The organism is Halomonas daqiaonensis, from assembly GCF_900109725.1.
Classification (GTDB): domain Bacteria; phylum Pseudomonadota; class Gammaproteobacteria; order Pseudomonadales; family Halomonadaceae; genus Halomonas; species Halomonas daqiaonensis.
This window is the reverse complement of sequence record NZ_FOBC01000008.1, coordinates 111,757-135,961: the sequence shown is the minus strand read 5'-3', so window position 1 is coordinate 135,961 and position 24,205 is coordinate 111,757. Positions and strand designations below refer to the sequence as shown.

General features: G+C 63.4%; 25 protein-coding genes. 16 read left to right on the top strand and 9 right to left on the bottom strand.

What is annotated here, in order from left to right; all coding sequences use genetic code 11:
• Window positions 1-456: 456 nt before the first annotated feature.
• From BMY30_RS08550 to BMY30_RS08535, 5 genes are all read left to right on the top strand, one after another.
• Window positions 457-1,170 (top strand): RepB family protein, encoded by a 714-nt coding sequence (locus BMY30_RS08550; RefSeq protein ID WP_089712567.1) that lies wholly within the window; start codon window positions 457-459, stop codon window positions 1,168-1,170.
• Window positions 1,171-1,668: 498 nt separating this feature from the next.
• A complete protein-coding gene (locus BMY30_RS17840) occupies window positions 1,669-1,842 on the top strand; it encodes a hypothetical protein (RefSeq protein WP_170840101.1) in 174 nt (57 codons plus the stop codon).
• A gap of 210 nt (window positions 1,843-2,052) precedes the next feature.
• Window positions 2,053-2,421, top strand: coding sequence for a flagellar protein FlaG (locus BMY30_RS08545; RefSeq protein ID WP_089712564.1), 369 nt, complete (start codon window positions 2,053-2,055; stop codon window positions 2,419-2,421).
• 360 nt (window positions 2,422-2,781) lie between these two features.
• Entirely contained in the window at window positions 2,782-3,195 is a 414-nt protein-coding gene (locus BMY30_RS08540; RefSeq protein WP_089712562.1) for a phasin family protein, read from the top strand.
• 317 nt (window positions 3,196-3,512) lie between these two features.
• Window positions 3,513-5,375, top strand: coding sequence for a sensor domain-containing diguanylate cyclase (locus tag BMY30_RS08535; RefSeq protein ID WP_089712560.1), 1,863 nt, complete (start codon window positions 3,513-3,515; stop codon window positions 5,373-5,375).
• Between the two features lie 184 nt (window positions 5,376-5,559).
• Here the strand turns inward: BMY30_RS08535 and BMY30_RS08530 are convergent, their stop codons facing one another.
• A complete protein-coding gene (locus tag BMY30_RS08530) occupies window positions 5,560-6,300 on the bottom strand; it encodes a GGDEF domain-containing protein (RefSeq protein ID WP_211607285.1) in 741 nt (246 codons plus the stop codon).
• A gap of 194 nt (window positions 6,301-6,494) precedes the next feature.
• Window positions 6,495-7,310, bottom strand: a complete 816-nt coding sequence (locus BMY30_RS08525; protein WP_089712556.1) for an alpha/beta fold hydrolase — start codon at window positions 7,308-7,310, stop codon at window positions 6,495-6,497.
• A gap of 355 nt (window positions 7,311-7,665) precedes the next feature.
• On the opposite strand from BMY30_RS08525, the gene gmk reads away from it, so the two are divergent.
• The 5 genes from gmk (at window position 7,666) to thpR (ending at window position 12,064) form a co-directional block, all read left to right on the top strand.
• Window positions 7,666-8,286 carry a guanylate kinase gene (gene gmk, locus BMY30_RS08520; RefSeq protein ID WP_089712553.1) on the top strand — a complete coding sequence of 207 codons (621 nt, stop codon included), beginning with the start codon at window positions 7,666-7,668 and terminating at the stop codon, window positions 8,284-8,286.
• 153 nt (window positions 8,287-8,439) lie between these two features.
• Window positions 8,440-8,703: a DNA-directed RNA polymerase subunit omega gene (gene rpoZ / locus BMY30_RS08515; protein ID WP_089712552.1), complete on the top strand. Its 264-nt coding sequence runs from the start codon at window positions 8,440-8,442 to the stop codon at window positions 8,701-8,703.
• Window positions 8,704-8,769: 66 nt separating this feature from the next.
• Window positions 8,770-10,905, top strand: coding sequence for a RelA/SpoT family protein (locus BMY30_RS08510; RefSeq protein WP_089712550.1), 2,136 nt, complete (start codon window positions 8,770-8,772; stop codon window positions 10,903-10,905).
• Window positions 10,906-10,987: 82 nt separating this feature from the next.
• The gene (locus tag BMY30_RS08505) at window positions 10,988-11,377 is read left to right on the top strand and encodes a RidA family protein (protein ID WP_089712548.1); all 390 of its coding nucleotides are present in this window, start codon (window positions 10,988-10,990) and stop codon (window positions 11,375-11,377) included.
• Window positions 11,378-11,554: 177 nt separating this feature from the next.
• Window positions 11,555-12,064: an RNA 2',3'-cyclic phosphodiesterase gene (thpR, locus tag BMY30_RS08500; protein ID WP_089712546.1), complete on the top strand. Its 510-nt coding sequence runs from the start codon at window positions 11,555-11,557 to the stop codon at window positions 12,062-12,064.
• A gap of 17 nt (window positions 12,065-12,081) precedes the next feature.
• On the opposite strand, the gene BMY30_RS08495 is transcribed toward thpR, so the two are convergent.
• On the bottom strand, window positions 12,082-12,954 hold the full coding sequence (locus tag BMY30_RS08495) for an SDR family oxidoreductase (protein ID WP_089712545.1): 873 nt from the start codon (window positions 12,952-12,954) through the stop codon (window positions 12,082-12,084).
• A gap of 113 nt (window positions 12,955-13,067) precedes the next feature.
• Here BMY30_RS08495 and BMY30_RS08490 point away from each other — a divergent pair, with 113 nt between their 5' ends.
• Together BMY30_RS08490 and recG are read left to right on the top strand one after the other, a co-directional pair.
• A complete protein-coding gene (locus tag BMY30_RS08490) occupies window positions 13,068-13,988 on the top strand; it encodes a hydrogen peroxide-inducible genes activator (protein ID WP_089712543.1) in 921 nt (306 codons plus the stop codon).
• Window positions 13,985-16,066: an ATP-dependent DNA helicase RecG gene (gene recG / locus BMY30_RS08485; protein WP_089712542.1), complete on the top strand. Its 2,082-nt coding sequence runs from the start codon at window positions 13,985-13,987 to the stop codon at window positions 16,064-16,066. The genes BMY30_RS08490 and recG overlap by 4 nt, the downstream gene beginning before the upstream one ends.
• A gap of 110 nt (window positions 16,067-16,176) precedes the next feature.
• Here the strand turns inward: recG and BMY30_RS08480 are convergent, their stop codons facing one another.
• The 3 genes from BMY30_RS08480 to BMY30_RS08470 form a co-directional block, all read right to left on the bottom strand.
• Window positions 16,177-16,533 (bottom strand): hypothetical protein, encoded by a 357-nt coding sequence (locus BMY30_RS08480; protein ID WP_089712540.1) that lies wholly within the window; start codon window positions 16,531-16,533, stop codon window positions 16,177-16,179.
• 33 nt (window positions 16,534-16,566) lie between these two features.
• Window positions 16,567-16,842, bottom strand: coding sequence for an HU family DNA-binding protein (locus BMY30_RS08475; RefSeq protein ID WP_089712539.1), 276 nt, complete (start codon window positions 16,840-16,842; stop codon window positions 16,567-16,569).
• A 144-nt stretch (window positions 16,843-16,986) separates the two neighbouring features.
• Entirely contained in the window at window positions 16,987-18,147 is a 1,161-nt protein-coding gene (locus BMY30_RS08470; RefSeq protein ID WP_089712537.1) for an NAD(P)/FAD-dependent oxidoreductase, read from the bottom strand.
• A 138-nt stretch (window positions 18,148-18,285) separates the two neighbouring features.
• Here BMY30_RS08470 and BMY30_RS08465 point away from each other — a divergent pair, with 138 nt between their 5' ends.
• From BMY30_RS08465 to phoR, 4 genes are all read left to right on the top strand, one after another.
• On the top strand, window positions 18,286-18,762 hold the full coding sequence (locus BMY30_RS08465; protein WP_089712535.1) for a chorismate--pyruvate lyase family protein: 477 nt from the start codon (window positions 18,286-18,288) through the stop codon (window positions 18,760-18,762).
• A 37-nt stretch (window positions 18,763-18,799) separates the two neighbouring features.
• A complete protein-coding gene (ubiA, locus tag BMY30_RS08460; RefSeq protein ID WP_089712533.1) occupies window positions 18,800-19,696 on the top strand; it encodes a 4-hydroxybenzoate octaprenyltransferase in 897 nt (298 codons plus the stop codon).
• 87 nt (window positions 19,697-19,783) lie between these two features.
• Window positions 19,784-20,473, top strand: a complete 690-nt coding sequence (gene phoB / locus BMY30_RS08455) for a phosphate regulon transcriptional regulator PhoB (RefSeq protein ID WP_089712531.1) — start codon at window positions 19,784-19,786, stop codon at window positions 20,471-20,473.
• Between the two features lies 1 nt (window position 20,474).
• A complete protein-coding gene (phoR, locus tag BMY30_RS08450) occupies window positions 20,475-21,788 on the top strand; it encodes a phosphate regulon sensor histidine kinase PhoR (RefSeq protein ID WP_089712529.1) in 1,314 nt (437 codons plus the stop codon).
• Here the strand turns inward: phoR and cysZ are convergent.
• From cysZ to pstB, 3 genes are all read right to left on the bottom strand, one after another.
• Window positions 21,776-22,528, bottom strand: coding sequence for a sulfate transporter CysZ (cysZ, locus tag BMY30_RS08445; protein WP_089712526.1), 753 nt, complete (start codon window positions 22,526-22,528; stop codon window positions 21,776-21,778). The two genes, phoR and cysZ, sit on opposite strands and share 13 nt — an antisense overlap.
• Before the next feature lie 83 nt (window positions 22,529-22,611).
• Window positions 22,612-23,340, bottom strand: a complete 729-nt coding sequence (gene phoU, locus BMY30_RS08440) for a phosphate signaling complex protein PhoU (RefSeq protein WP_089712524.1) — start codon at window positions 23,338-23,340, stop codon at window positions 22,612-22,614.
• 24 nt (window positions 23,341-23,364) lie between these two features.
• Complete coding sequence (gene pstB, locus BMY30_RS08435; RefSeq protein WP_089712522.1) at window positions 23,365-24,183, bottom strand: phosphate ABC transporter ATP-binding protein PstB; 819 nt, start codon at window positions 24,181-24,183, stop codon at window positions 23,365-23,367.
• Between the last annotated feature and the right edge of the window lie 22 nt (window positions 24,184-24,205).

The following is a 24,205-nucleotide window of genomic DNA, read 5'->3' as shown; positions in this document are numbered from 1 at the left end:
TAAACTTTTCACCATCTTACCCACTCATCCAAACCCCATCGATAATAGCAATCCTCCTTATCAGACATTTAAACTCTCCCAGTGCCTCCTCACTACCGTGCGACATTCGCTTCCCAGTCAAAGCGATACAAAGTTTTGTGGGGGAAAGTCCTTACAGCCTCTCAGCCAGCCAAAAGCGGTAGGTACGCTGAGGCAGCACAGCCTCTGGACAGGCACCTGCCAAGGTGTGATGGTTCTATAGTACCTTGGAAAGGTTGATGATCTTTCAATTTTGCCTCACTGATCGCCGAGGTAAGCCCAGATCTAGGGTCTTTCCCTTGCCTAATTTTCGTCGTCGCGTTACGTTGTGACGACACGTTGTGATGCATCAATGTTTCACTGCGTCGTGATGGGTCGTCGTAACCGCTTTCATTATGAGTTAATTTTTATTTAATCTTAATAACAAGGAAAGGGAAAATGACCGAACTTTATAAATGGTTAAAACCAAATGATATTGAGCAACTTTTGTGGGCTACTAATTACCTCCATGATAAAAACGTCTCGTACAACTCCAATCCACCCGACCCCTACAACTATCTAATAACACTTGACCAAGGCTCTTTTAACAACCCTGCCTATATCCTAGCCGTAAGATCCATGAAGGCTGCTTGGAGGCAGAGAAAACTGAGAAAAAAGAGACATGGAAAGACCGAATTCAGCTTGATAATAAGCAATGAAAAAAAGAAGAAACTAAACAACCTATCAAAGAAAAAAGGGAAGACTCAAAGCGAGACACTAGAAGAACTTATAGACGACGAAACCCAAAGGAATGAAGAACTGAGAAATGAAATAAAAAGGCAGAAAGATGTGTTTTCCCAAAGACTCGAAATAACGAGGGGAGCTCACAAACGTAAAGTTTTTGAAATTGAAATGTACACCAATATCCTCTTATATCTACTGGAGGAAAATTTGAAAAAAATGATCCAATACGAAATGGATGCCTTTAAGGCTAATCACTCTTCAATTCACGAACACATCGGGACTAAAGAATTTAAAGAAGAGAGGTTTATGTCTGAAAGCGAAACCATAAACAAGGCCTTAAAAAGAGTCCAATCCTGGACTCCAAAGACATTCCCATTGGACGTAGTAACAAAGTTAAATACGCAGCAATTAATTCACAAGGGGAAATAAAAGGGCGCTGGAAATCGAAAGGAAAAGACCTGCACCCTCGACATGCTTACAGCGTGTTGTTTAACTAAGAGAGGGCATCAGGGGGCTGGTCAGGAACCGAACGCAGCTATCGGACCTGACGCTCGGGTGACATGCTGAGTGTCGCCATGACGTTCAGGCTCGACAGTCTTGGCCTTGGCAGAGGCGGCGACGCAGCCGCCGATAGCCACGGGTGTGGCGCTTATTGCTTGGATTCAGGGTAGAAGGCTTCCAGTCCTCCTCCCCGGGCAGCGCCCTGACTGACCTGGCTGTGGCATGTAGCCGCTGCCTATCGGGGAGTACATTGGGGAGTACTGCCATGTTTTTGTCACCAACAAACCATTCAAGCCACTGATTTTGAAATGGAAAATATTGAAATACCATTTTAAGATCCAGAACATCGAGTGATGTCTACGCCTATCTACCACAACCCATAATGCACTGTTTTTCATCGATTATAAGCCAAGTGAAGGGTCCTGGATGATCGAACTCGGTCTTTACCAGTGGCCCCTTGAGGCGGTAGGCGCTGCCGGCGCTCTGCACGATGGCACATCTCGGCATGGTTCCGCGGCCCATGAAAAGCGCAATGCCAACGACACCCTCGGCACCGACGACGGCAGTCTCTGTCGAATCACCATCTTCCATGGCGGATAGTAACAATATGGTGGCATCCGTCGGGAAATAGGCATGGCCGATCGTCTATCCCGACTCGGCCAGCGAATCCCCTAGCTTCAGCTCGATCGGTCCGAGGTGAGGCGCCAGTATTAAAGCCAGAACCAGACACGGCCGATAGTAAAGGGATAACGCCAAGACATACCGCGGCGTCATGACGCCGACATCACCGAACAAGAAAGGTAACTGGCTATGACCTCTCCCCTTACCGATGCCACTTCGTCTCCTCAGGCCTCACCGTTTTCCTCTCTGACCGCCCACCAGCGGCTGGAGAGCATGTTGGGCAACCTGCCTCCACCGGGCGGAGTGGTGGCCCAAGGGGCGAGTGGGGCGGAGCCTATCAGCAAAGACGCTCTGGTCGAACCGACGCGGCGCATCAATGAGGTGTTACGCCCTTATGGCCTGGAATTCGAGTTGAGTGAAGAGACGTCGCGACTCATCACGCGCATCGTGGATCGCGACAACGGAGAGGTGATCCGACAGATCCCGGCAGAGGAGGTACTGAAGATTTCCGAGCGCATGGAAGAGCTACAGGGGCTGCTGATCCGGCTCGAAGCGTGATCACACCCCCCGTCGGAAGCCAGGCGCGCCCCTACGAGCCGGTAAATGTCCGGTGAATCATCGACGACGAGTACCGTCTGCGTCAGGTGTTCAGGTGACATGGCGTACCCGGGAGCAGGTATGCACCAGGCGCTCCAGCCGCTCTTCACGCTCGATGCCTAGGGCCCCATCAGCAGGGCCTCGTGGCCAAGCACTGGCTGATAGCGTGTGACCCCGCCATCAAGGCCGTCGACCTGCTCCCCCTGTCAGCGCCGGAAGGCTACTACCGGAATCCATGTTGCACTGCACAAATATTCCTGTTAGTGTGAACAACATCAGAGCGGGGATCTCCCGTTCGTTCAGAACCCGGAGGTTCTTCAGATGAGCAACTTCAACTTTGACACCAAGCAATTCGAGAGCATGATGTTCGGCCCGGCGCGTGCCTACGCTGCCCTGTCTGTCGACTTCACCGAGAAGCTGGTCAACGCTCAGCTCGACGCCGCCAAGGCCTACACCGACACCAACCTGTCGCAGCTGCGCAGCCTGATGGAAGTCAAGGATGCCGAAGGCCTGAAAAGCTACATGGAAGGCCAGCAGAAGGTCGCTCAGGAACTCACCGAGCGCCTGAAGACAGACACCGAGAAAGTCGTCTCCCTGCAGCAGGAGTTCGCCGCGGAAAGCCAGAAGCTGACCGAAGAGAATGTCCAGAAGGCCCAGGAAGGCATCAAGGAAAGCACCGAGACTGCTACCAAGGCTGTCAAGGAAGCGGCCCCCAAGGCTGCCAAGGCTTCCTGATACGCCTTCCGGCCGGCTAGTGCCGGTTTGAGGTAACACTGAAGGCCGCCGATCGATGATCAGCGGCCTTTTGTATGGGCGGCTGTCGGCAACAGGAAGGCATTTGTCATGCCTCAGGGGTAGAGGTAGAGGAGCACGTATCGATCAGGCTGATGTTGCCCGGCATTTTTGGAGTCCGATCTCAACCCAGTCCTTTCAGGAATTGCTGGCCCCAAAAAATGCATGCAGACTACTTATTTAGACGCGGCGCTTGTAGAGGCCTGGATGTCAAGATCCCCAAGGTGTCGGCATAGGTCGGGCACCCCAGCAGGAAACCCATGCCCACGCACTCGAAGCCGCAAACACAACGACCGGAATGGCTGATCGGCCTGGCCATCATGGCCGTCGTGGGGCTTGGCTATTTCGTCGGGGCCTGGCTGGGCGTGACCCAGACCATCTCGCCCGACGGCAATGCCATCATCTGGCCCCCCAATGCCGTGGCGCTGGCGGCACTGCTGCTGCTGCCCGTGCGGCGTTGGGCGTGGATCATCCCGGCGGTGATGGTCGCGGAGATCATCGCGGACATCCCCGTCTTTCCGCCGTGGGCGGCAGTATCCTTCGGCCTGATCAACCTGTTCGAAGCCTTCCTCGCGGCCTCGCTGATCCGCTGGTTAACCGGTCCCCGTTTCGATTTTGACAGCCTCGCCCGTGGCGGCTACTTCCTGCTGTTCGGCCCCTTGCTGGCGGCCGGGATCGCCGCGCTATTCGGCGCGGGAGTGTATTGCGGGCTGGCCGGAGAGGGGAGCGAGTATCTTGCCCATTGGCAGTTGTGGTGGTTCGGCGATGCCCTGGGGCTTGTGCTGCTGACGCCGCTCCTGGTCATCGTCACACGCCAGTATAGCGAAATGTTTCAGGCCTGGACCCGCAGGCGTCTGCTCGAAGCGGGTGCGCTGCTACTGCTGCTGGGCGTTATGGGCATGGTGCTCATGGCCACGGCTGCGGCGGAGGAGCCCGGTCACCCGCTGTCACTGGTGTTATTGCTGCTGCCGGTGCTGTGGGCAGCGGCGCGCTTTGGCGTGCTCGGCGCGGTGGCGCTGGTGGCGCTGGTGGCCGCCACCGCTATCGCCTGGACCGTGCATGAGTCCTGGCCGCTGCAGGACGAGGATCCGGAAGGCACCATCCTCGCCCTGCAGCAATTTCTCGCGGTCACGGCGACCGTGGGAATTGGCGTCGGCCTGCTGCTGGACGAGATCGGGACCCAGCGCATGCGGCTGCGCCTGTTCGAGCGCACGATGGAGTCCATCAACGACGCGGTCATCATCACCGATGCGCGGCGCCACGACGATCCCATCATCTGGGTCAACGACACCTTCGAAACCCTGTTCGGGTACTCGCGTGACGAGGCCATTGGCCGGAATTGCCGCTTCCTGCAGCACGGCGATGATCACCAGGAAGGCGTAAGGGAGGTTCGTGATGCCCTGCGCCGCCAGCAGCCGGTACGGACCCTGGTACGCAACTACCGCCGCGACGGCCAGCCGCTGTGGATCGAGCTGAGTCTGGCCCCGGTGAGCGATTCCCATGGTCGGGTTACCCACTTCGTGGGCGTGCAGCACGACCTGACGGAACTCAAGCGCGCGGAAGAAGAACTGGAACACCGCGTGGCCGAACGAACGCAAGCCCTGCAGGAGGCCAATGCCCGACTGACCCAGCAGGCCGCCACTGACTGGCTCACCGGCGCGGCCAATCGACGCCAGTTGATGAGACAGGCCAGGCGAGAACTCGCCCGGGCTCAGCGTAACGGCACGCCCCTGTCACTCCTGTGCCTGGATCTCGATCACTTCAAGACGGTCAACGACGTCCATGGACACCAGGTCGGTGACCAGGTGCTCAAGCAGGTGGCCTCGACAATGCAACAGAACCTGAGGCCCAGCGACCTGCTGGCCCGGGTGGGGGGCGAGGAATTCCAGGTCTTGCTGCCGGATGCCGACAATCAGCAGGCGGGCGAGATCGCCGAGCGCATTCGTTCGGCCCTTCATGACCTGGAGATCAAACTGAACGACAAGGTGCTGAAGATCACCGTCAGCGTGGGCTGCGCCCAGATGGGCCAGGACGGTAAGGACATAGATTCGCTCATGCGTGTCGGTGACCAGCGCCTCTACGAGGCCAAGGCGTTGGGACGAGATCGCGTGGTGACCGGGTGAGTATCTCAGTCTTCATCAGGTCTCTTGAGCCGTGGGGGTTTCTTCCAGGATGCGCAGTACGGCATTCTCCGAGGCCTCGCCCTGACGGGCACGCTGGAACGGCCAGCCCGGAGGCCTTCTAAGCCCAGCTGATCGCTTAGGTCGGTGTCCACCAATGCTGGGCAAGATCATTCCCGAGATAGCGTCACGAGGATGTATCGAATTTCCGCGTGTTTGAGTTATACACCAGGGTTCGGTTACGCCCCTCGGACTTGGCTTCGTAGAGTGCCATGTCGGCCCTCTTGAACAGTTCCTGGTAGGTAAGGCCTGAATCGCCCGAGCTCAGGCTGATGCCGATGCTGATCGTCAAGGGATCGCCGGCCATTGGCACCTGACCTGCGAGCTCATGCAGCCGCTGGGCTGCCTGAACAGCCTCTTGCTCGTTCAGCCCGCTTGCCATGAAGACAAACTCCTCGCCACCCACGCGTGCGATGATGTCGGCTTCCCGCCCTTGTCCACGGAACAGGCAGCCCAGCGCCTCCAGTATTCGATCACCTTCGGCATGTCCCCGAGTGTCATTGATCTCCTTGAAGTGATCGATATCCAGCATCAGCACGGCAACCGAGACATCGGTTCGCCTTGACTGTGCCAGGATCAGATCGGCCCGCCGCCTGAGCTCCCGGCGGTTGAGCAGGCCCGTCAGTTCATCCCGGCGGGTGAGTTCCTCCAGCATGGCGGATTTCTCTTCCAGCCGGCTTCTGGTACTGATGAGCTCCTGATCGAGCCTGTTGCGCTGGGTTGCCTTGAACAGGCTCCAGTAGATCAGCTGTTCTCCGGAGGCTTCCAGAACGGTGTTGACAATGACGGGGACCCTTTCCCCGGATGGCGTGCGAATATCGAGAAGGATCTCGTCGCAGCGTCCCTCATGGAGCAGCATCGGCAGCATGAAGCTATCGAAGAAGATCCCCGAGGCGCGGGTCAACAGCGTTACCAACGGCTGATGAAGCAAGCCTTGAAGGGGAATGCCCAGAACCTCCTCGAAATAGCGGTTGGCGGAGATGATGGTAAGACTGCCTGCCTCGCCCATACCCGGGGTGATCATGCATCCGCAGGGGAAGAGGTCCAGAGAGGGCTCTTTCATCAGGATGCCTTCTCGGGCAGCCACTCCTGAAGGTTCGCCAGCACGGCCTGTGGATGCGACATGTGCGGGCAGTGGCCTTCTGCATCGATGATGCGAAGTTCGCTATCCGGTAGCCTGTCATGCATGTATCTGCCGACATGGGGAGCGGCCAGCGTGTCCTTGCTGCTCTGCAGGAGCATCACTGGATGACGTGCTCTGGGCAGAATATGCCGATAGTCTGAAAAGAAGGTTGCCTTGGCAAAGGTCTTGGCCACGAGAGGGTCGGTCGAACAGAAGCTTTCTGTCAGCTCTTTCACCTGGACATCGTCGTTGGAAGTGCCCATGACAAGCGGGGCAAGCGTACTCGCCCAGCCAATGTAGTTCTTGTCCATCAAGTCGATAAGATCCTTTAAATCCTGATATTCGAATCCACCGTAATAATCGGGTGGCATATTCAGGAAACAGGGAGAGGGCGACAGCATGATCAACCGGGAGAACCGCTCGGGGGCCTGGATCGCGGCCAGCAGGGAAATGATACCGCTCACCGAGTGACCGATCAGCGTCACTTCATCAAGCTCAAGCGCCTCGGTGACGTCCAGGATATCCTGTGCATACCCTTCCAGGGAGTCGTAGCGCTCAGGGTCGAAGGCCGAAAGATCGGATTTCCCCATGCCGACGTAGTCCAGGAGCACCAGCCGGTAATCATCACCAAGGGCAGGAACGAGAAATCGCCACATGTTCTGATCGCAGCCGAAACCGTGAAGCAGCATCAGCGTTTTCGAGCCGCTTCCCGTTAAGGTCACGTTGTTGCGCCGGAGTATGCTTTGCCGCCCCATTTATAAGTCTTTCCTTATGTTGAATTCGCGCTTCTTCTAATGATTGCCCTGACGATACCGCGCGTCACAGTAGCTAGCCAGGCAGCAGAGGACCAGATTGGCGGGTGGGGAATAGCCAGCCTCGGCAGGCCGTGCATCCTCCATGACAAGACGCCCAGTCATGAAACACCAGTAGAACACCTTCTCGCAGACGCCGCGAGATGATCTCAAGCCAGCTCCTTGCATTCACCTTCTGCCAGCCATTCAGCCCCCCTGCTATCTGTGCAATACTTGCCGCCTTTCTACAGCCGCCAAGCCTTTACGCAACCGGTAAGCACTGTTGTCGAAACCGTCGTTGAAAACAGGGATCCATGCCATGCCCCAAGGTACGCTCTTCATCGTTTCCGCCCCTTCTGGCGCCGGCAAGACCAGCCTGGTGCGCGAGCTGGTCGAGAGTCTCGACGGCATCCAGGTATCGGTCTCTCACACCACCCGGGAGCGCCGCGAGGGCGAGGTGGACGGCGTCAACTACCACTTCGTGGACGTACCCACCTTCGAGGCGATGATCGAGCACGGGGACTTCTTCGAATATGCCCGGGTCTTCGACAACTATTATGGCACTTCGCGCCACGCCGTGGAGGCGATGCTCGCCGCCGGCCAGGACGTGATCCTCGAGATCGACTGGCAGGGTGCCCGACAGGTTCGCCAGCAGCTGCCGGATGCGGTCTCGGTGTTCATCCTGCCCCCCTCTCGGGAAGAGCTTGAGCACCGGCTCGCCAGCCGCGGCACCGACGAGCACGCGGTAATCGCCCGGCGCATGCGCGACGCTGTGGACGAGATGTTCCATCATGACGAGTACGATTACCTGGTGATCAACGACGACTTCACTACCGCGCTGCGCGAGCTGCAATCGCTGGTCATCGCCCGTCGCCTGACCCGCGAGCGGGTGAGCGAACACCATGCCCCGCTGCTCACGGCGCTATTGTCTGGATCTTGACTCCGGCCACGGCGCTTGTCCGGACCCTGCCGCGGCGCTTGTCACAGGAAGCGGGCGTCGAGTAATCTATCAGGTCTACCCATTGGTGGAATTCCCGGGGCGTTCCCACGTCGGCCGGGGTTTTGCCCGTCAGCATTATTCAGGAAGGCATCCATGGCACGTGTCACCGTCGAAGATTGTCTGGAAAACGTCGAAAACCGCTTCAAGCTGGTAATGATCTCCACTCACCGTGCTCGCCAGCTGGCCCGCGGCTCCCGCGACGCCCTCTTGCCCTGGGAGAACGACAAGCCCACCGTAATGGCCCTGCGTGAGATCGCCGATGGACTGGTCGACGCCAGCGTGCTCGACGAGCCCGTCGAGGCGGCGCCGGTGCGCGTGCGGACTGAATTCGAGCCGGGCAGCCACGTCGAGGAGTGATCCTGCCCCTTCCGGCGCAGGAGCGCTTTCCTTCAGGGCCATCACGCAGCATTCAGGGCGCGCCGCATGTTCACCATCGATGACCTGGCCGACCGACTCGGCGGCTACCTTCCCCAGGACGAGATCCAACAGGTCAAGCGCGCCTTCTACTATGCCGAGCAGGCCCACGATGGCCAGCGTCGCCGTTCCGGCGAGCCCTATGTCACGCACCCCCTGGCGGTAGCCAACATCCTGGCCAACATGCACATGGACCATCAGAGCCTGATGGCCGCCATGCTGCATGACGTGATCGAGGATACCGGTGTCTCCAAGGCGGCCCTGGGCGAGCAGTTCGGCAAGCCCGTCGCCGAGCTGGTCGACGGCGTTTCCAAGCTGACCCAGATCACCTTCGAGGACAAGGCGGTCGCCCAGGCGGAGAACTTCCAGAAGATGGTGCTGGCGATGTCGCGCGACATCCGGGTGATCATCGTCAAGCTCGCCGACCGTCTGCACAACATGCGCACCCTGGGCCCACTGCGCCCCGAGAAGAAGCGCCGCATCGCCCGCGAGACCCTGGAGATCTACGCCCGAATCGCCAGCCGGCTGGGCATCAATACCATTCGCGTCGAACTCGAGGACCTCTCCTTCCAGGCGCTCTACCCGATGCGCGCGGAGCGCATCAAGCGTGCCGTTTCCAGCGCCCGGGGCCATCGCCGCTCGACGATCCGCCAGTTGCAGACAAGCCTGCAGCAGAGCCTCGATGACGAAGGTCTGCCTGGCACGGTGATCGGCCGCCAGAAGCACCTGCTGTCGATCTACCGCAAGATGCGCGACCAGCGGAAGTCCTTCGCCGAGATCATGGACGTGTTCGGCTTTCGCATCCTCACCGATGACGTCGACAGCTGCTACCGCATCCTTGGCGTGGTGCATAACCTCTACAAGCCGGTACCGGGTCGCTTCAAGGACTACATCGCCATCCCCAAGGCCAATGGTTACCAGAGCCTGCACACCACTCTCTTCGGCCGTGGCGGCATGCCCATCGAGGTACAGATCCGCACCCGCGAGATGGAGGCGCTCGCAAACAACGGCATCGCCGCCCACTGGCTCTACAAGGCCGGCCAGACCGATCACCCCATCGCTCAGGGCAGCCATGCCCGGGCCCGGGCATGGGTCAAGGGCCTGCTGGAGATGCAGCGCAACGCCGGGGATTCACTGGAGTTCATCGAGCACCTAAAGAACGACCTCTTCCCCGACGATATCTACGTGTTCACGCCCAAGGGCGACATCATGGAGCTGCCCCAGGGCGCCACGGTGATCGACTTCGCCTACAGCGTGCATACCGACATCGGCAACAACTGCATCGCCTGTCGCATCGACCGCCACCTGGCCCCGCTCTCCACCCGCCTCGAGAGTGGACAGACGCTGGAGATCATTACCGCCCCGGGGGCCAGGCCCAACCTGGCCTGGCTCAACTTCGTGATCACCGCCAAGGCTCGTTCAGCCATCCGCCACGCATTGAAGCACCAGCAGCACACCGAGGCGGTGCAGCTCGGCCGACGCCTGCTCAACAAGGCCCTGGCCCCGTTCGAGACCAGCCTGGAGGAACTGCCGGAGGGCCTGCTCGATAGCCTGCTCAAGGAGTATTCGCTGAAGGAGGAGGAAAGCCTGCTGGAATCCATCGGACTGGGAACCCGGCTCGCCCATGTGGTGGCCCGACGGCTGGTCGACCTGCAGCAAGGCGAGACGGGTGAGCCCTCGGTCCATCAGCCGCGCGCCCAGGGACCGATCGTGATCAGTGGTGCCGAGGGCATGGTGATCAAGTTCGCCCGCTGCTGCCACCCACTGCCCGGTGATCCGGTGGTAGGCCATCTGTCGGTGGGCAAGGGTATCGTGGTGCACCGCACGGAATGCCGAAATCTCGCCGAACTCAAGAACGACCCGGACAAGCTGTTCGCCCTGGAGTGGTCCGACGATATCGACGAGGACTTTCCCGCCGCTCTGCGTCTGGAGGTGGAGAGTCGCCGCGGACTGGTGGCAGAGCTCGCCGCCCTGGTCACCGACGCCGACGCCAATATCGAGCACATCGGCATCGAGGAGCGCGACGCGCGACTGTCGATCGTCAACCTTATCCTCTCGGTACGCGACCGTGTACACCTGGCCCGCATCATCAAGCGCCTGCGCAATCTCGCCCATGTAGGTCGCATCACCCGCCTCGGCAACTGAGCCCATTCCGCCCGCTCGCCGCCGCAGGCGGCCGGCGGGCTGCTTTTCCATTTCGAAACGCTGGACCCCAAGGAGAATCACCATGAGCAACAAGGCCGTGATCAATACCGACCAGGCACCCGCCGCTATCGGTCCTTACTCCCAGGCCATCAAGGCCGGCAACACCATCTACCTTTCCGGTCAGATCCCCCTGGACCCGGCTACCATGGAACTCGCCTCCGACGACTTCGAGGCCCAGGCACGCCAGGTCTTCACCAACCTCAGGACCGTCTGCGAGGAGGCCGCCGGTACCCTGCAGGACGTGGTCAAGTTGAACCTCTATCTGGTCGAGCTGGAGAACTTCGCCGTGGTCAACAAGGTGATGGAGGAGTTCTTCGAGAAGCCCTATCCGGCGCGTGCCGCCGTGGGCGTCAAGGCGCTGCCCAAGGGGGCGCAGTTCGAGGCAGAGGGGATTATGGTCATCGGCGACTAGAAGAAAAGGCGGATTCGCTACTGCGCTCGAGATCCTGGCCGCCGGCGGTGCCGGTGCGCCGGCCCGGTCGTCTCCTCATGTAGCAGGCTACACTCCGGGAGCTGCGCTCCGGCGGCGACCAGCCTCTCTTCGCTCGTGACGCGACTCCATCCTTTTCTAAATTTCAGGATGAGCTTTTTGCGTTTATTTCTGGCGCTGGAACCACCCGAGACGCTGCGTCAGCGGCTGGGGGAACTGGCCGAACTCGCCCAGGCACGCTGCGGCGGGCGTCGCATGCCCGACGAGAGCCTGCACCTGACGCTGGCCTTCCTCGGCGAGGTGGCCGACGCGCGGGCGGCCGAGCTGGTCCAGTGGGTTGGTGCCATGGCGATATCACATGGCGAGTGGCGGGTCGACGCCTGGGGAACCTTCCGTCGCCCCGGCATCGTCTGGGTCGGCGGCCAGTCGCCGGCGTTGGAACGGCTCCAGGCATCACTGTGGGATGGGCTGGCTTCGTTCGGTTTCAATGACAGGCCGGGGCATTTCGTGCCCCACGTCACCCTGCTGCGACGCGCCCGCCGACTGGAGACGCAAGACCTGCCCACGATCGACATGGCCTGGCCCTATCGGCAACTCTCGCTGGTGCGCTCCTTCACCGAGAATGACGGGGCCCACTACGAGACCCTCGCTCGTTCGACGGGAACCTGATCAGGGCTTTCCGGCGATCAGGCCTTTTCGGGCAGGAAGCACCCTTCCTTCAATACCTGGGCATAGCCCTCGCGGAAGCTGGGATAGCGGAAGCGATAGCCGCTCTCGATCAGCCGGGTGTTGTCGCAGCGCTTGCTGGCGCGGCGGCGCAGCGGTGACTGGATGGTTTCGGTAGCCTCGACCTTGAGCTGTGTCGCCAGCCAGGCCATCACCTCGTTGAGGGGTGCCGGTTCGCAGTCGCTGGCGAGGTAGAGTGACTCGAGGGGTTCCCCGGACAGTTGCCGGCCAATCAGATGAGCCAGCACCCCGGCGCAGTCGTCGCGGTGGATGCGGTTGGAGTACATGACGGGACTCGACGGGGCGATGCGTCCCTCGCTGACCTGGTGGATCAGGCGGTCGCGGCCGGGGCCATAGATCCCCGAAAAGCGCACCACGGTCCCCGCCAGGTCGTGGTCAATCAGCACCTGCTCGGCTTCGCGCATCAACAGGCCCGAGAAACCCGCGGGCTCGGTGGGGCTGGTCTCGTCGACCACCTCGCCATCGCGTTGGGCGTAGACGCTGGTCGAGGAAACGAAGAACACCCTTCCAGGCACCGCATCACGGCCAGCGAACTCGCCCAGCACGGCGGTCAGCCCATCGAGATAGGCGGCGCGATAGGCCGCCTCGTCGAAGCGATCGGCGCTGACCACGTAGACCAGGGTATCGGCATCCGGCAGTCCGACCAGGGTGGCCGGGTCATTCAAGTCGACCGCGACAGCCTCCAGCCCGCTGCCTTCCAGCGCGCGCGGGTTGCGTCTTGCCCCGATCACTCGGTGCCCCGCCTCGTGCAGCTCGCGCCCCAGTGCCATGCCGATGTCGCCACAACCCAGAATCAGTGTCGTCGTCTTCACCTTTTCCCCTCCCCCTGATAAAAAGTCCCTATTGGCATTATCTGTCCCTATGTATAAGGCGAGATCACTGGGACCTTCACCCGTTTCGGAAGAGGTAGCCTGCCGGCACCACCATGACTCTAACAGAACTCCGCTACATCGTGACACTGGCCCAGGAGCGCCATTTCGGGCGCGCGGCGGAGCGCTGCTTCGTCTCCCAGCCGACCCTGTCGGTGGCCGTCAAGAAGCTTGAGGAAGAGCTCGGCGTGGCACTGTTCGAACGCTCGAAATCCACGGTACAGGTCACCCCGCTGGGCGAGAGGGTCGTCGAGCAGGCCCAGCGCGTACTGGAGCAGAGCAGCGTCATCAAGGAACTCGCTACAGCCGGCCGCGACCAGCTGGCGAGCCCGCTGCGCATCGGCGCCATCTATACCATCGGCCCCTACCTTTTCCCCCACCTGATCCCGGAACTCTCCCGGCGTGCCCCGCAGATGCCGCTCTACATCGAGGAGGGTTTCACCGGCAACCTGCGCCGCAAGCTGCGCAGCGGTGAGCTGGACGCCATCATCATCGCGCTGCCCTTTACCGAGACCGACGTGGTTACCAAGCCACTCTACGAGGAGGCCTTCGAGGTGCTGCTGCCGGCCGACCACCGCTGGGCCTCCCGGGGGAGCATCGACAAGGAGGACCTGCTGGAGGAGCGCCTGCTGCTACTCGGCGAGGGGCACTGCTTCCGCGACCAGATCCTCGAAGCCTGTCCGGCAATAACCCACCAGCTCAATAGCCCAAGCAATACCCTCACCGCCGAAGGCGGCTCGCTGGAGACCATCCGCCACATGGTGGCCTCCAGGCTCGGCATCACCGTGTTGCCCCACTCGGCGATCGGCACCGGCCATTACGAGAGCGGTATGTTGATCAGCCGTCCCTTCACCGCTCCGGCACCCTCACGGACCGTGGCTATCGCCTGGCGCGCCAGCTTCCCGCGGCCCCGGGCCATCGATGCCGTCACCGACGCCATCGCGCGCTGCCGCCAGGCAGAGCTTGAACCGACATGAGCGAGCTCGACGCGCCCGTCACGGAGCTCAAGGGCGTCGGCGAGGCGCTGGCGCTCAAGCTGGCCCGGCTGGGCATCGAGCGCGTCAGCGACCTGCTGTTCCACCTGCCGCTGCGCTATCAGGATCGCACCCGCATCACCCCCATCGCCACCCTGCGCGCCGGCCATGAGGCCGTGGTGGAGGGCGAGGTGGTGGCCGGTGAGGTGGTGAGCGGCCGGCGACGCAGCCTGCTGGTTCGCCTGCGCGACGGATCGGGGATCCTCAGCCTGCGCTTCTTCCACTTCTCTCCAGCGCAGCAGCAACAGTTCCAGCCCGGGGTGCGGGTGCGCGCCTTCGGCGAGGCCCGTGCCGGCGCCACCGGCCTGGAGCTCTATCACCCGGAGTACCGTCTGCTGGCCAGCGGTGAGGCGCCGGTGGAAGACCACCTGACGCCCATCTACCCGGCGACCGAGGGCCTCCACCAGACCCGATTTCGGGCACTGATCGACCAGGCCCTGGCGCGTCTGGATGCCGCACCGGACGCCCTTCCCGACGGCATCCCCACATCCCTGCGCCAGCGCTTCGACCTGCCCGAACTTCACCACTGCCTGGATACCCTGCACCGGCCGCCACCGGAGGCCGACGCGGAGCAGCTGGCGGCCGGCCGGCACCCGGCACGGCGCCGCCTGGCCTTGGAGGAGCTGCTCGCCCACCGGCTGAGTCTGCAGGAGGTGCGCCAGCGCATCCAAGAGGACGGAGCCCCGACCCTGCCGGGTGGGCGCAGCCTGCAGGCCCGCTTCCTGACCCAGCTTCCCTTCTCGCTGACCGGCGCCCAGCGCCGGGTGCTCGACGAGATCGCTGCCGACCTGGCGCGTCAGGTGCCCATGCTGCGCCTGGTACAGGGCGACGTGGGCTCGGGCAAGACGGTGGTCGCAGCCATGGCAGCGCTCTCGGCCATCGCCGCCGACTGCCAGGCGGCGATGATGGCCCCCACCGAGATCCTCGCCGAGCAGCACTACCGGACCTTCAGCGCCTGGTTCGAGCCATTGGGCATCGAGGTGGCCTGGCTGTCCGGCAAGCTCAAGGGCAAGGCGCGCCTGGACACCAAGGCGGCCATCCAGGACGGCCGGGCGCGCATGGTGGTGGGGACCCACGCGCTCTTCCAGGGCGACGTGCACTTCCAGCGCCTGGGCCTGGCGATCATCGACGAGCAGCACCGCTTCGGCGTCCACCAGCGCCTGGCGCTGCGCGAAAAGGGCGAGGCCGGCGGCCTGACGCCCCACCAGCTGGTGATGACCGCCACCCCGATCCCGCGCACCCTGGCGATGAGCGCCTATGCCGATCTGGACGTCTCAGTGATCGACGAGTTGCCGCCGGGCCGAACCCCGGTGAAGACGGTAGTGATGCCCGACGAGCGGCGCCCCGAGGTGATGGCACGCATCCGCCATGCCTGCGCCGAGGGACGCCAGGCGTACTGGGTCTGCACCCTGATCGAGGAGTCCGAGGCGCTGCAGTGCCAGGCCGCCGAGGCGACCCGCGACGAACTCGTCGAGACCCTGCCGGAGTTGACCATCGGCCTGGTCCACGGGCGTATGAAGGCCAGCGAGAAGGCTACAGTGATGGCGGACTTCAAGGCCGGTGAGCTGGACTTGCTGGTGGCCACCACGGTGATCGAGGTGGGTGTCGACGTGCCCAATGCCAGCCTGATGATCATCGAGAACCCGGAGCGCCTGGGCCTCTCCCAGCTCCATCAGCTGCGCGGCCGGGTGGGACGCGGCGCCATCGAGAGCTTCTGCGTGCTGCTCTATCATCCGCCTCTGTCGGCACACTCCCGGGAGCGCCTGGCGGTGATGCGCGAGACCACCGACGGCTTTCGCATCGCCGAGAAGGACCTGGAGATCCGTGGCCCCGGGGAGGTCCTGGGGACCCGTCAGACGGGACTCGCGCAGATGAAGATCGCCGACCTGGAGCGCGACGCCGACCTACTGGATCGCATCGCGCCCCTGGCCGAGGCGCTGATCGACGAGCATCCCCAAGCCAGCCGCCCGCTGATCCGCCGCTGGCTGGGAGAGCAAGCAGGACGCTATGGGCAGGTATGACAGCGGCCAAGCGGCCAAGCGGCCAAGCGGCCAAGCGGCCAAGCAGAGGATCAGGGTAGGGAGTAAACGGTCAGGGGTTTCCTTGGCGCTCGGCGCTTTCAGCTCGGTGCTTACAGGTGCTTGAGAAGCCGCTGCAACTTCTGCAGGTCGCCGGAGTCACCGACCAGGCGAACGGTGCCTGCCATCATGCCGTCGAGAAAGGCCTGCTGGGTGGGTTTCTTGAGGACCTTGATGGCCGTGGCCTGATCCTCGAAGCGCAGCTCCAGGTCGAGGTCCACCGGCAGGCCCGAGCCGGTAAGGATGCCGAGGGGCGACATGCGGTAATGACGGGCGATGGAGAGGTCTTCGGTGGCAATGCCCCAGTCGAGGCCACGCATCTCGCCGAGTAGTTCGCGGAACCGCGCCTTGCGGCGCAGGGCACGCTTGAGCATCAGCCCGAGCAGCCACAGCATCAGTCGCAGCTTCATATCGGCTCCACCACCAGTCAATACCGCAATGCCTTACTTCGCGACGGCGTCCTTGAGGCCCTTGCCCGCCTTGAAGGCGACGGTCTTGCTGGCCGGAATGGTCAGCGGCTGACCGGTCTGAGGGTTCTTGCCGGTGCGTGCGGCTCGCTCCCGCACGCTGAAGGTACCGAAGCCGATCAGAGTGACGTCCTGACCCTGGGAAACGCTACCGGTGATCTCGTCGAGGATGACGTTGAGCACCTGGCTCGCCTTGTCCTTGGAAAGATCGGCACGCTCGGCAATCGCCGCGGCGAGTTCTGGCTTGCGCATACAGCCCTCCTGAAATTGACATCATCATGCCGGCGATCACCACCGGCAATGTTGTTATGGCACATGACCTGTCAGTGCATCACGCGCACGCCGACTCGCTCGATCCCGGCTCGCTGTCCGTGGCAGGCCCCGTCGTTGACGAGACTAGCCTAGCAACGGCGGCGCGGCTCGCGCCAGTTCGACTTTCCGACGGACGCAGTGTCCTGTCAACGCAAATCCGATCAAACGTCCGTCCGCCGCCTCGGCCAGGGCGGTCAGGTCACTGCCCTCTCCCTCGAGGCGCCAGCGTGCCGGAGGATGAACCGGCGGGAGGGCCACCACCGGCAACAGAGGCGTCTTGACCAGCACCGGCCAAGGGCCATAGGTCACCGCGGTAGGGGTGCCGGTCAGGGTCCGGGCCAGGGCCTTGGCACTGGCCAGCAGCGGCTGCACGTACATGGCATTGACGCCCTCGACACAGGCCGCATCGCCCAGGGCATGGATGCCCGGTGCCGAGGTCGCCAGGTATCGGTCGGTGTGGATGCCCGCTTCGCTGACCGCGATCCCGGCCGAGTCGGCCAGGGTGGTGCGTGGCCGCAGCCCCGTGGCCACCAGTACCAGGTCGGCCGACAGCGAGGTTCCATCGTCCAGTTCCAGGCCGACAGAGGCGCCGTCGGCCCTCAAGTCCAACAGCTGGCGTCCGGTATGCAGCACCATGCCTGCCTCCCGGAAGGTCTCGCCCAGGGCACGGCCCAGCGGTTCCGGCACCAGGCGCGGCAGAGGGGTGGATTCCGGGGCCACCAGCTCGACGGCGTGGCCGCCGGCGGCGAGGTCGTTGGCGAACTCGCAGCCCACCAGGCCGATGCCGATGATCACCACGCGCGCCGGCCGGCCCAGCGTCTCCAGGGCCGCGTGAAAGGCGCGATAATCATCCAGGTCATTGATGCTGAACACCCGGTCGGCTACCGCGTCGGGCACACGGAAGGGCCGCACCGGCGCGGCACCGGTGGCCAACACCAGCTCGCTCCAGGGCAGTGTCTCGGTGCCGAGGGTCAGGGTTCGCCCTACCGGGTCGATGGCCTCCACCCGGGTGTGGGTGCGCACCACGGCACCGAGGTCGTCGGCGACCTCCAGAGCCGAGCGCGCCGCCAGTCGCCGGGGCGGGAGGCGCTTGGCAAATCCGGTGGTGAGCAGTGGCTTAGAGTAGTCATCGCCACTGTCGCCGGTGATCAGCGTTACCGGTCGTGCCGGATCCAGGGCACGCAGCTTACGCAGCAGGCCGAGGCCTGCCATGCCGGAGCCGATGATGGTCAGGGGTGCACTCATAGGCCTCATCGATCGGGGTAAGGGTAATGGGGCAGCATGGTACACTAGCCGCCCTCGAAGTCGACGCGGAGAGTGACGGTGAGCAACGGCCCGGCAAGCGACCCCCGCTGGCGCCCCCTGGCGGCGGCACGACCAGCCATGAGCGCTGCCTGGTGGCAATGGATTGCCTCCCGCGACTCCCTCACCTCCCGGCTGGCCAGCGCTGGCGGCCAGCAGGCTTTCCGGGTTCGCCTGCTGGACCAACGCCTCGGGCGGCCGCGTCGCGACGAGGCACTGGCCCTGGGTCTGCCGCTTGCCCGCCATGCCTGGCTGCGCGAGGTAGCGCTGTGCCTGGACGAGCGCCCTTGGGTGGTGGCTCGCTCGGTGGTGCCCCTGGAGGGACTGCACGGTCAGCGGCTCGATCGCTTAGGCGAGCGCTCGCTGGGCAGCTGGCTGTTCCGTCAGCCGGACCTGGAGCGCGGCCCCCTTGAGGTCACCGCTGACCCGGCCCCTTTCCACACCGCGTCGGGTCCCTGGGCGCGCCGCTCGCTGTTCCGCCACCGGCGCTTCGCTGTGCTGGTCCAGGAGTTCTTCCTCGATGGCATGGCGAGTGACCTCAGGCTGCCTTCGCGCTAGGCTCTCGTGCAGCCAAACTGGATATCATGAGGACGAGATGGACCGATCCCTGATGCACCCCAAGGGCCTGGCCCGGGTGCCCGACTTCCTGCACCTGACCCGTCTCGACCGCCCCATCGGTACCTGGCTGCTGATGTGGCCCACCCTCTGGGCCCTGTGGGTCGCCGCTGAGGGGATCCCCGGCCGCAAGGTGCTGCTGATCTTCGTCGCCGGAGTCTATCTGATGCGCGCCGCAGGGTGCGTGGTCAACGACTACGCCGACCGCCACTTTGACGGCCACGTCAAGCGCACGAAAAACCGCCCCCTGGCCACCGGCCGGATCAGCGAAGGAGAGGCCCAGGCATTGTTCCTGATGCTGGTGATGGCCGCCTTCGTGCTGGTCTGGTTCACCAATCTCTTCACGGTGATGCTCTCGGTGGTGGGGGTGATCCTGGCCTTCGTCTACCCCTTCATGAAGCGCTACACCCATCTGCCCCAGGCCTTCCTCGGTGCAGCCTTCTCCTGGGCGATTCCCATGGCCTTCGGCGCCGTGCTGGGGGCGCTGCCACCGGTCGCCTGGCTGCTGTTCGCCGCCAACGTGGCCTGGACGGTCGCCTACGACACCGAGTACGCCATGGTCGACCGTGACGACGACCTGAAGATCGGCATCAAGTCCACCGCCGTGCTGTTCGGCCACGCCGATCGGCTGATGATCGGCCTGTTACAGGGCCTGACCCTGGGGCTGCTGGCCTGGGCCGGATGGCTTCTCGCGCTGGGGGGCTTCTTCTGGCTGGGGCTGGCCGCCATGGCGGCGACCTTCGTGCACCAGCAGTTCCTGATCCGCGAGCGCGAACGCGACCGCTGCTTCCAGGCCTTTATCAATAATCACTGGTCGGGCCTGCTAGTCTTCGCCGGGATCGCGCTCTCCCTGTGGCCGACGGTGAACGGTGGCTGAGCGAGCGACAGGCCGGAGCTGTCACGCTATTGTCATCATGACGTGCTGTCATCGTCATCGATCCGTCATTGACCACGAGGCTCCGGGATGACCGCCAAGACCGTACTGATCGTCGATGATGAGGCGCCGATCCGCGAGATGATCGCGGTGGCGCTGGAGATGGCCGACTATCGCGTGCTCGAGGCCGACAATGCCCAGGACGCCCACGCCATGGTGGTCGACCACCAGCCCGATCTGGTGTTGCTCGACTGGATGATGCCCGGGACCAGCGGCCTCGAGCTGGCACGTCGCCTGAAGCGTGAGGAGGCCACCGCCGAGCTGCCGATCATCATGCTCACCGCCAAGGGCGAGGAGGACAACAAGATTCAGGGGCTCGAGGCGGGCGCCGACGACTACATCACCAAGCCCTTCTCGCCAAGGGAGCTGGTAGCACGCCTCAAGGCGGTGCTGCGCCGTACCACGCCGCGGGGCGTCGAGGACCCGGTGGAGGTCGCCGGGCTGCTGCTCGACCCGGTCAGCCACCGGGTCAGCATCGATGGCCGTTCGCTGGAGATGGGCCCCACCGAGTACCGTCTGCTGCAGTTCTTCATGACTCACCAGGAACGCGCCTATACTCGCGGGCAGCTGCTCGATCATGTGTGGGGCGGCAATGTCTATGTCGAGGAGCGTACCGTGGATGTGCATATCCGCCGCCTGCGCAAGGCGCTGGGCGAGCCCCATCACCAGCTGATCCAGACCGTGCGTGGCACCGGCTACCGGTTCTCCGCCAAGGGCTGACGTGGGGCGACTCTGGCGACGCGAGTTCTGGCGCCTGGCTATTCTGGCCGGCGCCGGGGGGCTGGTCGGCTGGCCCTTTTCCGCCCTTATGGTCGGCATCGCCGCCGGCCTGCTGCTCTGCCTGGTCTTCCATCTGCGCCAGCTGCATGCCCTCTACCAGTGGCTCACGCTACGCCCCCAGGAGGAGCCTCCCGCCGCCAGCGGCCTGTGGGGCGAGCTTTTCGACCGCCTCTACCGCTACCAGAAGAGCCAGCAGCTGACCCAGCAGCGGCTACGGGCCACGCTGCAGCGCATCCAGGAGTCCTCCGAGGCGATGCGCGACAGTGTGGTGATGCTCGACCGCCACGGCGACCTGGAGTGGTGGAACAGCGCTGCCGAACGGATGCTCGGTTTCAAGCCCCAACTCGACCGCGGCCAGCACATCACCAACCTGCTGCGTGACCCGCGCTTCGTCGACTACTTCCATGGCCGCGACTATCGTGAGCCACTGACCCTGCCCTCGCCCATCGACGAGTCGCTGATCCTGCAGTTCCAGATCACCCTCTATGGCGACGACGAACGCCTGGTGATGGCCCGGGACATCACCCGGCTGCACCGCCTGGAGCAGATGCGCCGCGACTTCGTGGCCAACGTTTCCCACGAGCTGAGGACCCCGCTGACCGTACTGGCCGGCTACCTGGAGACCTATACGGAGATGGCCGGCCAGTTGCCACCGCGGATGGGCCGGGGCCTGTCGCAGATGAAGGCCCAGACCGACCGGATGCAGAACCTGGTCAACGACCTGCTGTTGCTGTCACGGCTGGAGATCGACCAGGGCGGGCGCGATGATGCCCCGATGGCAATGGGCGAGCTGCTCGAGGCCGTACAGAACGACGCCAAGGCGCTCTCCGACGGGCGCCAGTCGATCAGGGTAGAGGTCGAGGAGTCACGCGCGCTGATCGGCAGCGAACAGGAGATCCGCAGTGCGCTCTCCAACCTGGCCTTCAATGCCGTGCGCTATGCCGGGGATCGGCGCCATATCGTGCTGCGCTGGCGCCCTCACGGCGAGGGCGCCAGCCTGGAGGTGGAGGACGATGGCGAAGGCATCGACCCGGTTCATCTGCCGCGCCTCACCGAACGCTTCTACCGGGTCGACAAGGGCCGCAGCACCGCCACCGGCGGCACCGGCCTGGGCCTGGCCATCGTCAAGCACGTGCTACTGCGCCACGATGCCCGCCTGGCGATCGACTCCCGCCCCGGCCGCGGTGCCACCTTCCGCTGCCTGTTCCCCGCCGAGCGTCTGCGCGACACGACCGACAACGCTCAGCGCGCCTGAGGCGGTCCGCCGAGTGCCTTGTCGGTCTCGATGCCGCGGTAATGGCGCTCCCACATCAGGACCGCGGCGGCTACGGCACCGGGCAGCAGGAAGAGATTGGCCAATGGCAGCCAGGTAATCAGGGTCACCCAGCCGCCATAGCTGAGCGTGGGCCACCAGCGGGCCTTCAGCCGGCGACGCATGTCCTGGAAGCTGACCTTGTTGTTGTCCATGGGGTAGTCGAGGTAGGTGATCGCCATGATCCAGGCCGAGAAGGCCGCCCATAGCAGCGGCGCCACCAGGTTGAGCACCGGGATCCAGCTGATAACGAGAAGCAGGGCCATGCGCGGCAGGATGTAACCCAGCTTGACCAGTTCACGTCCCAGGGCATCCACAGCAGTTTTCGCCAGGCCCCGGTCGTCCAGCGGCGGCCGTCCGGTCGCTTCCACCTCCACCCGGGCAGCCAGAAAGCCGTAGAAGGGCGCGGCGACAAGGTGGGTCACCAGGGTGAATGTGAAGAAGACGATCAGCACCAGGCTGAGCACGAAGAGTGGCCAGATGAGCCAGGAGAGCCAGTCCAGCCAGCCGGGAACCATGGCCATCCAACCGTCCAGCCAGCCGCCGAAGTGGCCCAGCACGTACCAGAGCATGGCAGCGTAGACCAGCAGGTTGGCGACTATCGGCAGAAACACGTAGCGACGCAGGCCGCGGGAATAGACCAGCCGGGTCCCGCGGGTCAGCGCCGTAAAGGCATCGAGCATCCGTCACATCCTCCTGTCACACAGCAGGCCGCCGCCCGACGGGGCGGCGGCCTGCGACATTGACGGTCAATCGCGGGGTGCGGTCAACCCTTTCCCTCGAGGATGTCCTTGTCGAGGTCCTCGGGGTCGGTATGGCGGATATCGAGGCCCTTGACCAGATAAACCACGTATTCGGCGAGGTTGTTGGCGTGATCACCGATGCGCTCGAGGGCACGCAGGATCCACATCACACTGAGGATCGACGAGATCGAGCGGGCATCCTCCATCATGAAGGTCATCAGCGAGCGCATGGCGCTGCGATATTCATTGTCGACCTCATCATCCTCATGGACCAGCTTGAGCGCCAGCTCGGTATCGAGGCGGGCAAAGGAGGTCAGGGCATCGCGCACCATGCGCCGCACATGCTCGCTGAGCATGCGTACCTCGACGAAGCCGCGGTTGCCGTTGTCGGCCTCGATCAGCTCGATGGCGTTGCGGGCGATCTTGCTCGCCTCGTCGCCGATCCGCTCCAGATCGGAGGCGGCACGAATCACCGCCAGGACCAGGCGCAGGTCGGAGGCGGTGGGCTGACGGCGCGCCAGCACCTGGGTGCACTCCTCGTCGATCTTGATCTGCATGTCGTTGACCGCACGGTCGTTGGCAACCACCCGCTCGGCCAGGGCAGAGTCGCTGTCGAGCAGGGCGCCGACGGCGTCCTGGACCTGCTTCTCGACCAGGCCGCCCATGGCCATCAGGTGGGTCTTGAGCTCGTCGAGCTCCTGGTTAAACTGCCGCGAGATATGCTGGCTGTGGATATCGCTGGTAATGTCCATGGGACCTCTCCTTGGGGCAGGCCGTCAGGCCATGCGCCCGGTGATGTAGTTCTCGGTACGCCGCAGGCGCGGGTTGGTGAACAGGGTGTCGGTGGGGCCATATTCCACCAGTTCGCCGTCCTGCAGGAAGGCGGTATAGTCCGAGACCCGCGCCGCCTGCTGCATGTTGTGGGTGACCAACACCAGGGTCAGATGCGACTTCAGGTTACGGATCAGCTCCTCGATCTTCAGCGTAGAGATGGGATCGAGCGCCGAGGCCGGTTCGTCGAGCAGCAGCACCTCGGGACCCACGGCCAGGGTGCGAGCGATAACCAGGCGCTGCTGCTGCCCCCCGGAGAGCGACCAGGCCGAGGCGCGCAGCCGATCCTTCACCTCATCCCATAGCGCCGCCGAGCGCAGCGCCCACTCGATGATGTCATCGCGCTTGCGCTTGCTCAGCCCCCCCTGCAGGCGCAGGCCGAAGGCCACGTTGTCGTGGATCGACATGGGGAAAGGGTTCGGCGCCTGGAAGACCATCCCCACTCGCCGACGCAGTTCCGCCACCGCCACGCCGGTGGCATGGATGTCCTCGCCCTCGAGCAGCACCTCACCCTTACGCATCACCTCGTCATTGAGATCATGGAGACGATTGAGTACCCGCAGCAGGGTCGACTTGCCGCAGCCGGAGGGCCCGATGAAGGCCGTCACCCGGTGGCGCGGGATACGCAGCGACAAGTTGCGCAGTGCCGTCTTGTCCCCGTAGGCGAGACTCAGTTCCCGGATGGCCAGGCTGCTGGCCTCGGGAGGAAAATCGATGACCGCCGCCGGGTCGGGCGACGGGCGCAGCTCCTGGACGAATGGCATCGAGGCTCCCGGGTGGCGCAAC

Excerpts from the sequence above, each read along its gene's own strand:
- BMY30_RS08550 (WP_089712567.1), top strand. The coding sequence starts at position 457 with ATGACCGAACTTTATAAATGGTTAAAACCAAATGATATTGAGCAACTT.
- BMY30_RS17840 (WP_170840101.1), top strand. The coding sequence starts at position 1,669 with ATGATCGAACTCGGTCTTTACCAGTGGCCCCTTGAGGCGGTAGGCGCT.
- BMY30_RS08545 (WP_089712564.1), top strand. The coding sequence starts at position 2,053 with ATGACCTCTCCCCTTACCGATGCCACTTCGTCTCCTCAGGCCTCACCG.
- BMY30_RS08540 (WP_089712562.1), top strand. The coding sequence starts at position 2,782 with ATGAGCAACTTCAACTTTGACACCAAGCAATTCGAGAGCATGATGTTC.
- BMY30_RS08535 (WP_089712560.1), top strand. The coding sequence starts at position 3,513 with ATGCCCACGCACTCGAAGCCGCAAACACAACGACCGGAATGGCTGATC.
- BMY30_RS08530 (WP_211607285.1), bottom strand. The coding sequence starts at position 6,300 with ATGCTGCCGATGCTGCTCCATGAGGGACGCTGCGACGAGATCCTTCTC.
- BMY30_RS08525 (WP_089712556.1), bottom strand. The coding sequence starts at position 7,310 with ATGGGGCGGCAAAGCATACTCCGGCGCAACAACGTGACCTTAACGGGA.
- gmk (WP_089712553.1), top strand. The coding sequence starts at position 7,666 with ATGCCCCAAGGTACGCTCTTCATCGTTTCCGCCCCTTCTGGCGCCGGC.
- rpoZ (WP_089712552.1), top strand. The coding sequence starts at position 8,440 with ATGGCACGTGTCACCGTCGAAGATTGTCTGGAAAACGTCGAAAACCGC.
- BMY30_RS08510 (WP_089712550.1), top strand. The coding sequence starts at position 8,770 with ATGTTCACCATCGATGACCTGGCCGACCGACTCGGCGGCTACCTTCCC.
- BMY30_RS08505 (WP_089712548.1), top strand. The coding sequence starts at position 10,988 with ATGAGCAACAAGGCCGTGATCAATACCGACCAGGCACCCGCCGCTATC.
- BMY30_RS08490 (WP_089712543.1), top strand. The coding sequence starts at position 13,068 with ATGACTCTAACAGAACTCCGCTACATCGTGACACTGGCCCAGGAGCGC.
- recG (WP_089712542.1), top strand. The coding sequence starts at position 13,985 with ATGAGCGAGCTCGACGCGCCCGTCACGGAGCTCAAGGGCGTCGGCGAG.
- BMY30_RS08480 (WP_089712540.1), bottom strand. The coding sequence starts at position 16,533 with ATGAAGCTGCGACTGATGCTGTGGCTGCTCGGGCTGATGCTCAAGCGT.
- BMY30_RS08475 (WP_089712539.1), bottom strand. The coding sequence starts at position 16,842 with ATGCGCAAGCCAGAACTCGCCGCGGCGATTGCCGAGCGTGCCGATCTT.
- BMY30_RS08470 (WP_089712537.1), bottom strand. The coding sequence starts at position 18,147 with ATGAGTGCACCCCTGACCATCATCGGCTCCGGCATGGCAGGCCTCGGC.
- BMY30_RS08465 (WP_089712535.1), top strand. The coding sequence starts at position 18,286 with ATGAGCGCTGCCTGGTGGCAATGGATTGCCTCCCGCGACTCCCTCACC.
- ubiA (WP_089712533.1), top strand. The coding sequence starts at position 18,800 with ATGGACCGATCCCTGATGCACCCCAAGGGCCTGGCCCGGGTGCCCGAC.
- phoB (WP_089712531.1), top strand. The coding sequence starts at position 19,784 with ATGACCGCCAAGACCGTACTGATCGTCGATGATGAGGCGCCGATCCGC.
- cysZ (WP_089712526.1), bottom strand. The coding sequence starts at position 22,528 with ATGCTCGATGCCTTTACGGCGCTGACCCGCGGGACCCGGCTGGTCTAT.
- phoU (WP_089712524.1), bottom strand. The coding sequence starts at position 23,340 with ATGGACATTACCAGCGATATCCACAGCCAGCATATCTCGCGGCAGTTT.
- pstB (WP_089712522.1), bottom strand. The coding sequence starts at position 24,183 with ATGCCATTCGTCCAGGAGCTGCGCCCGTCGCCCGACCCGGCGGCGGTC.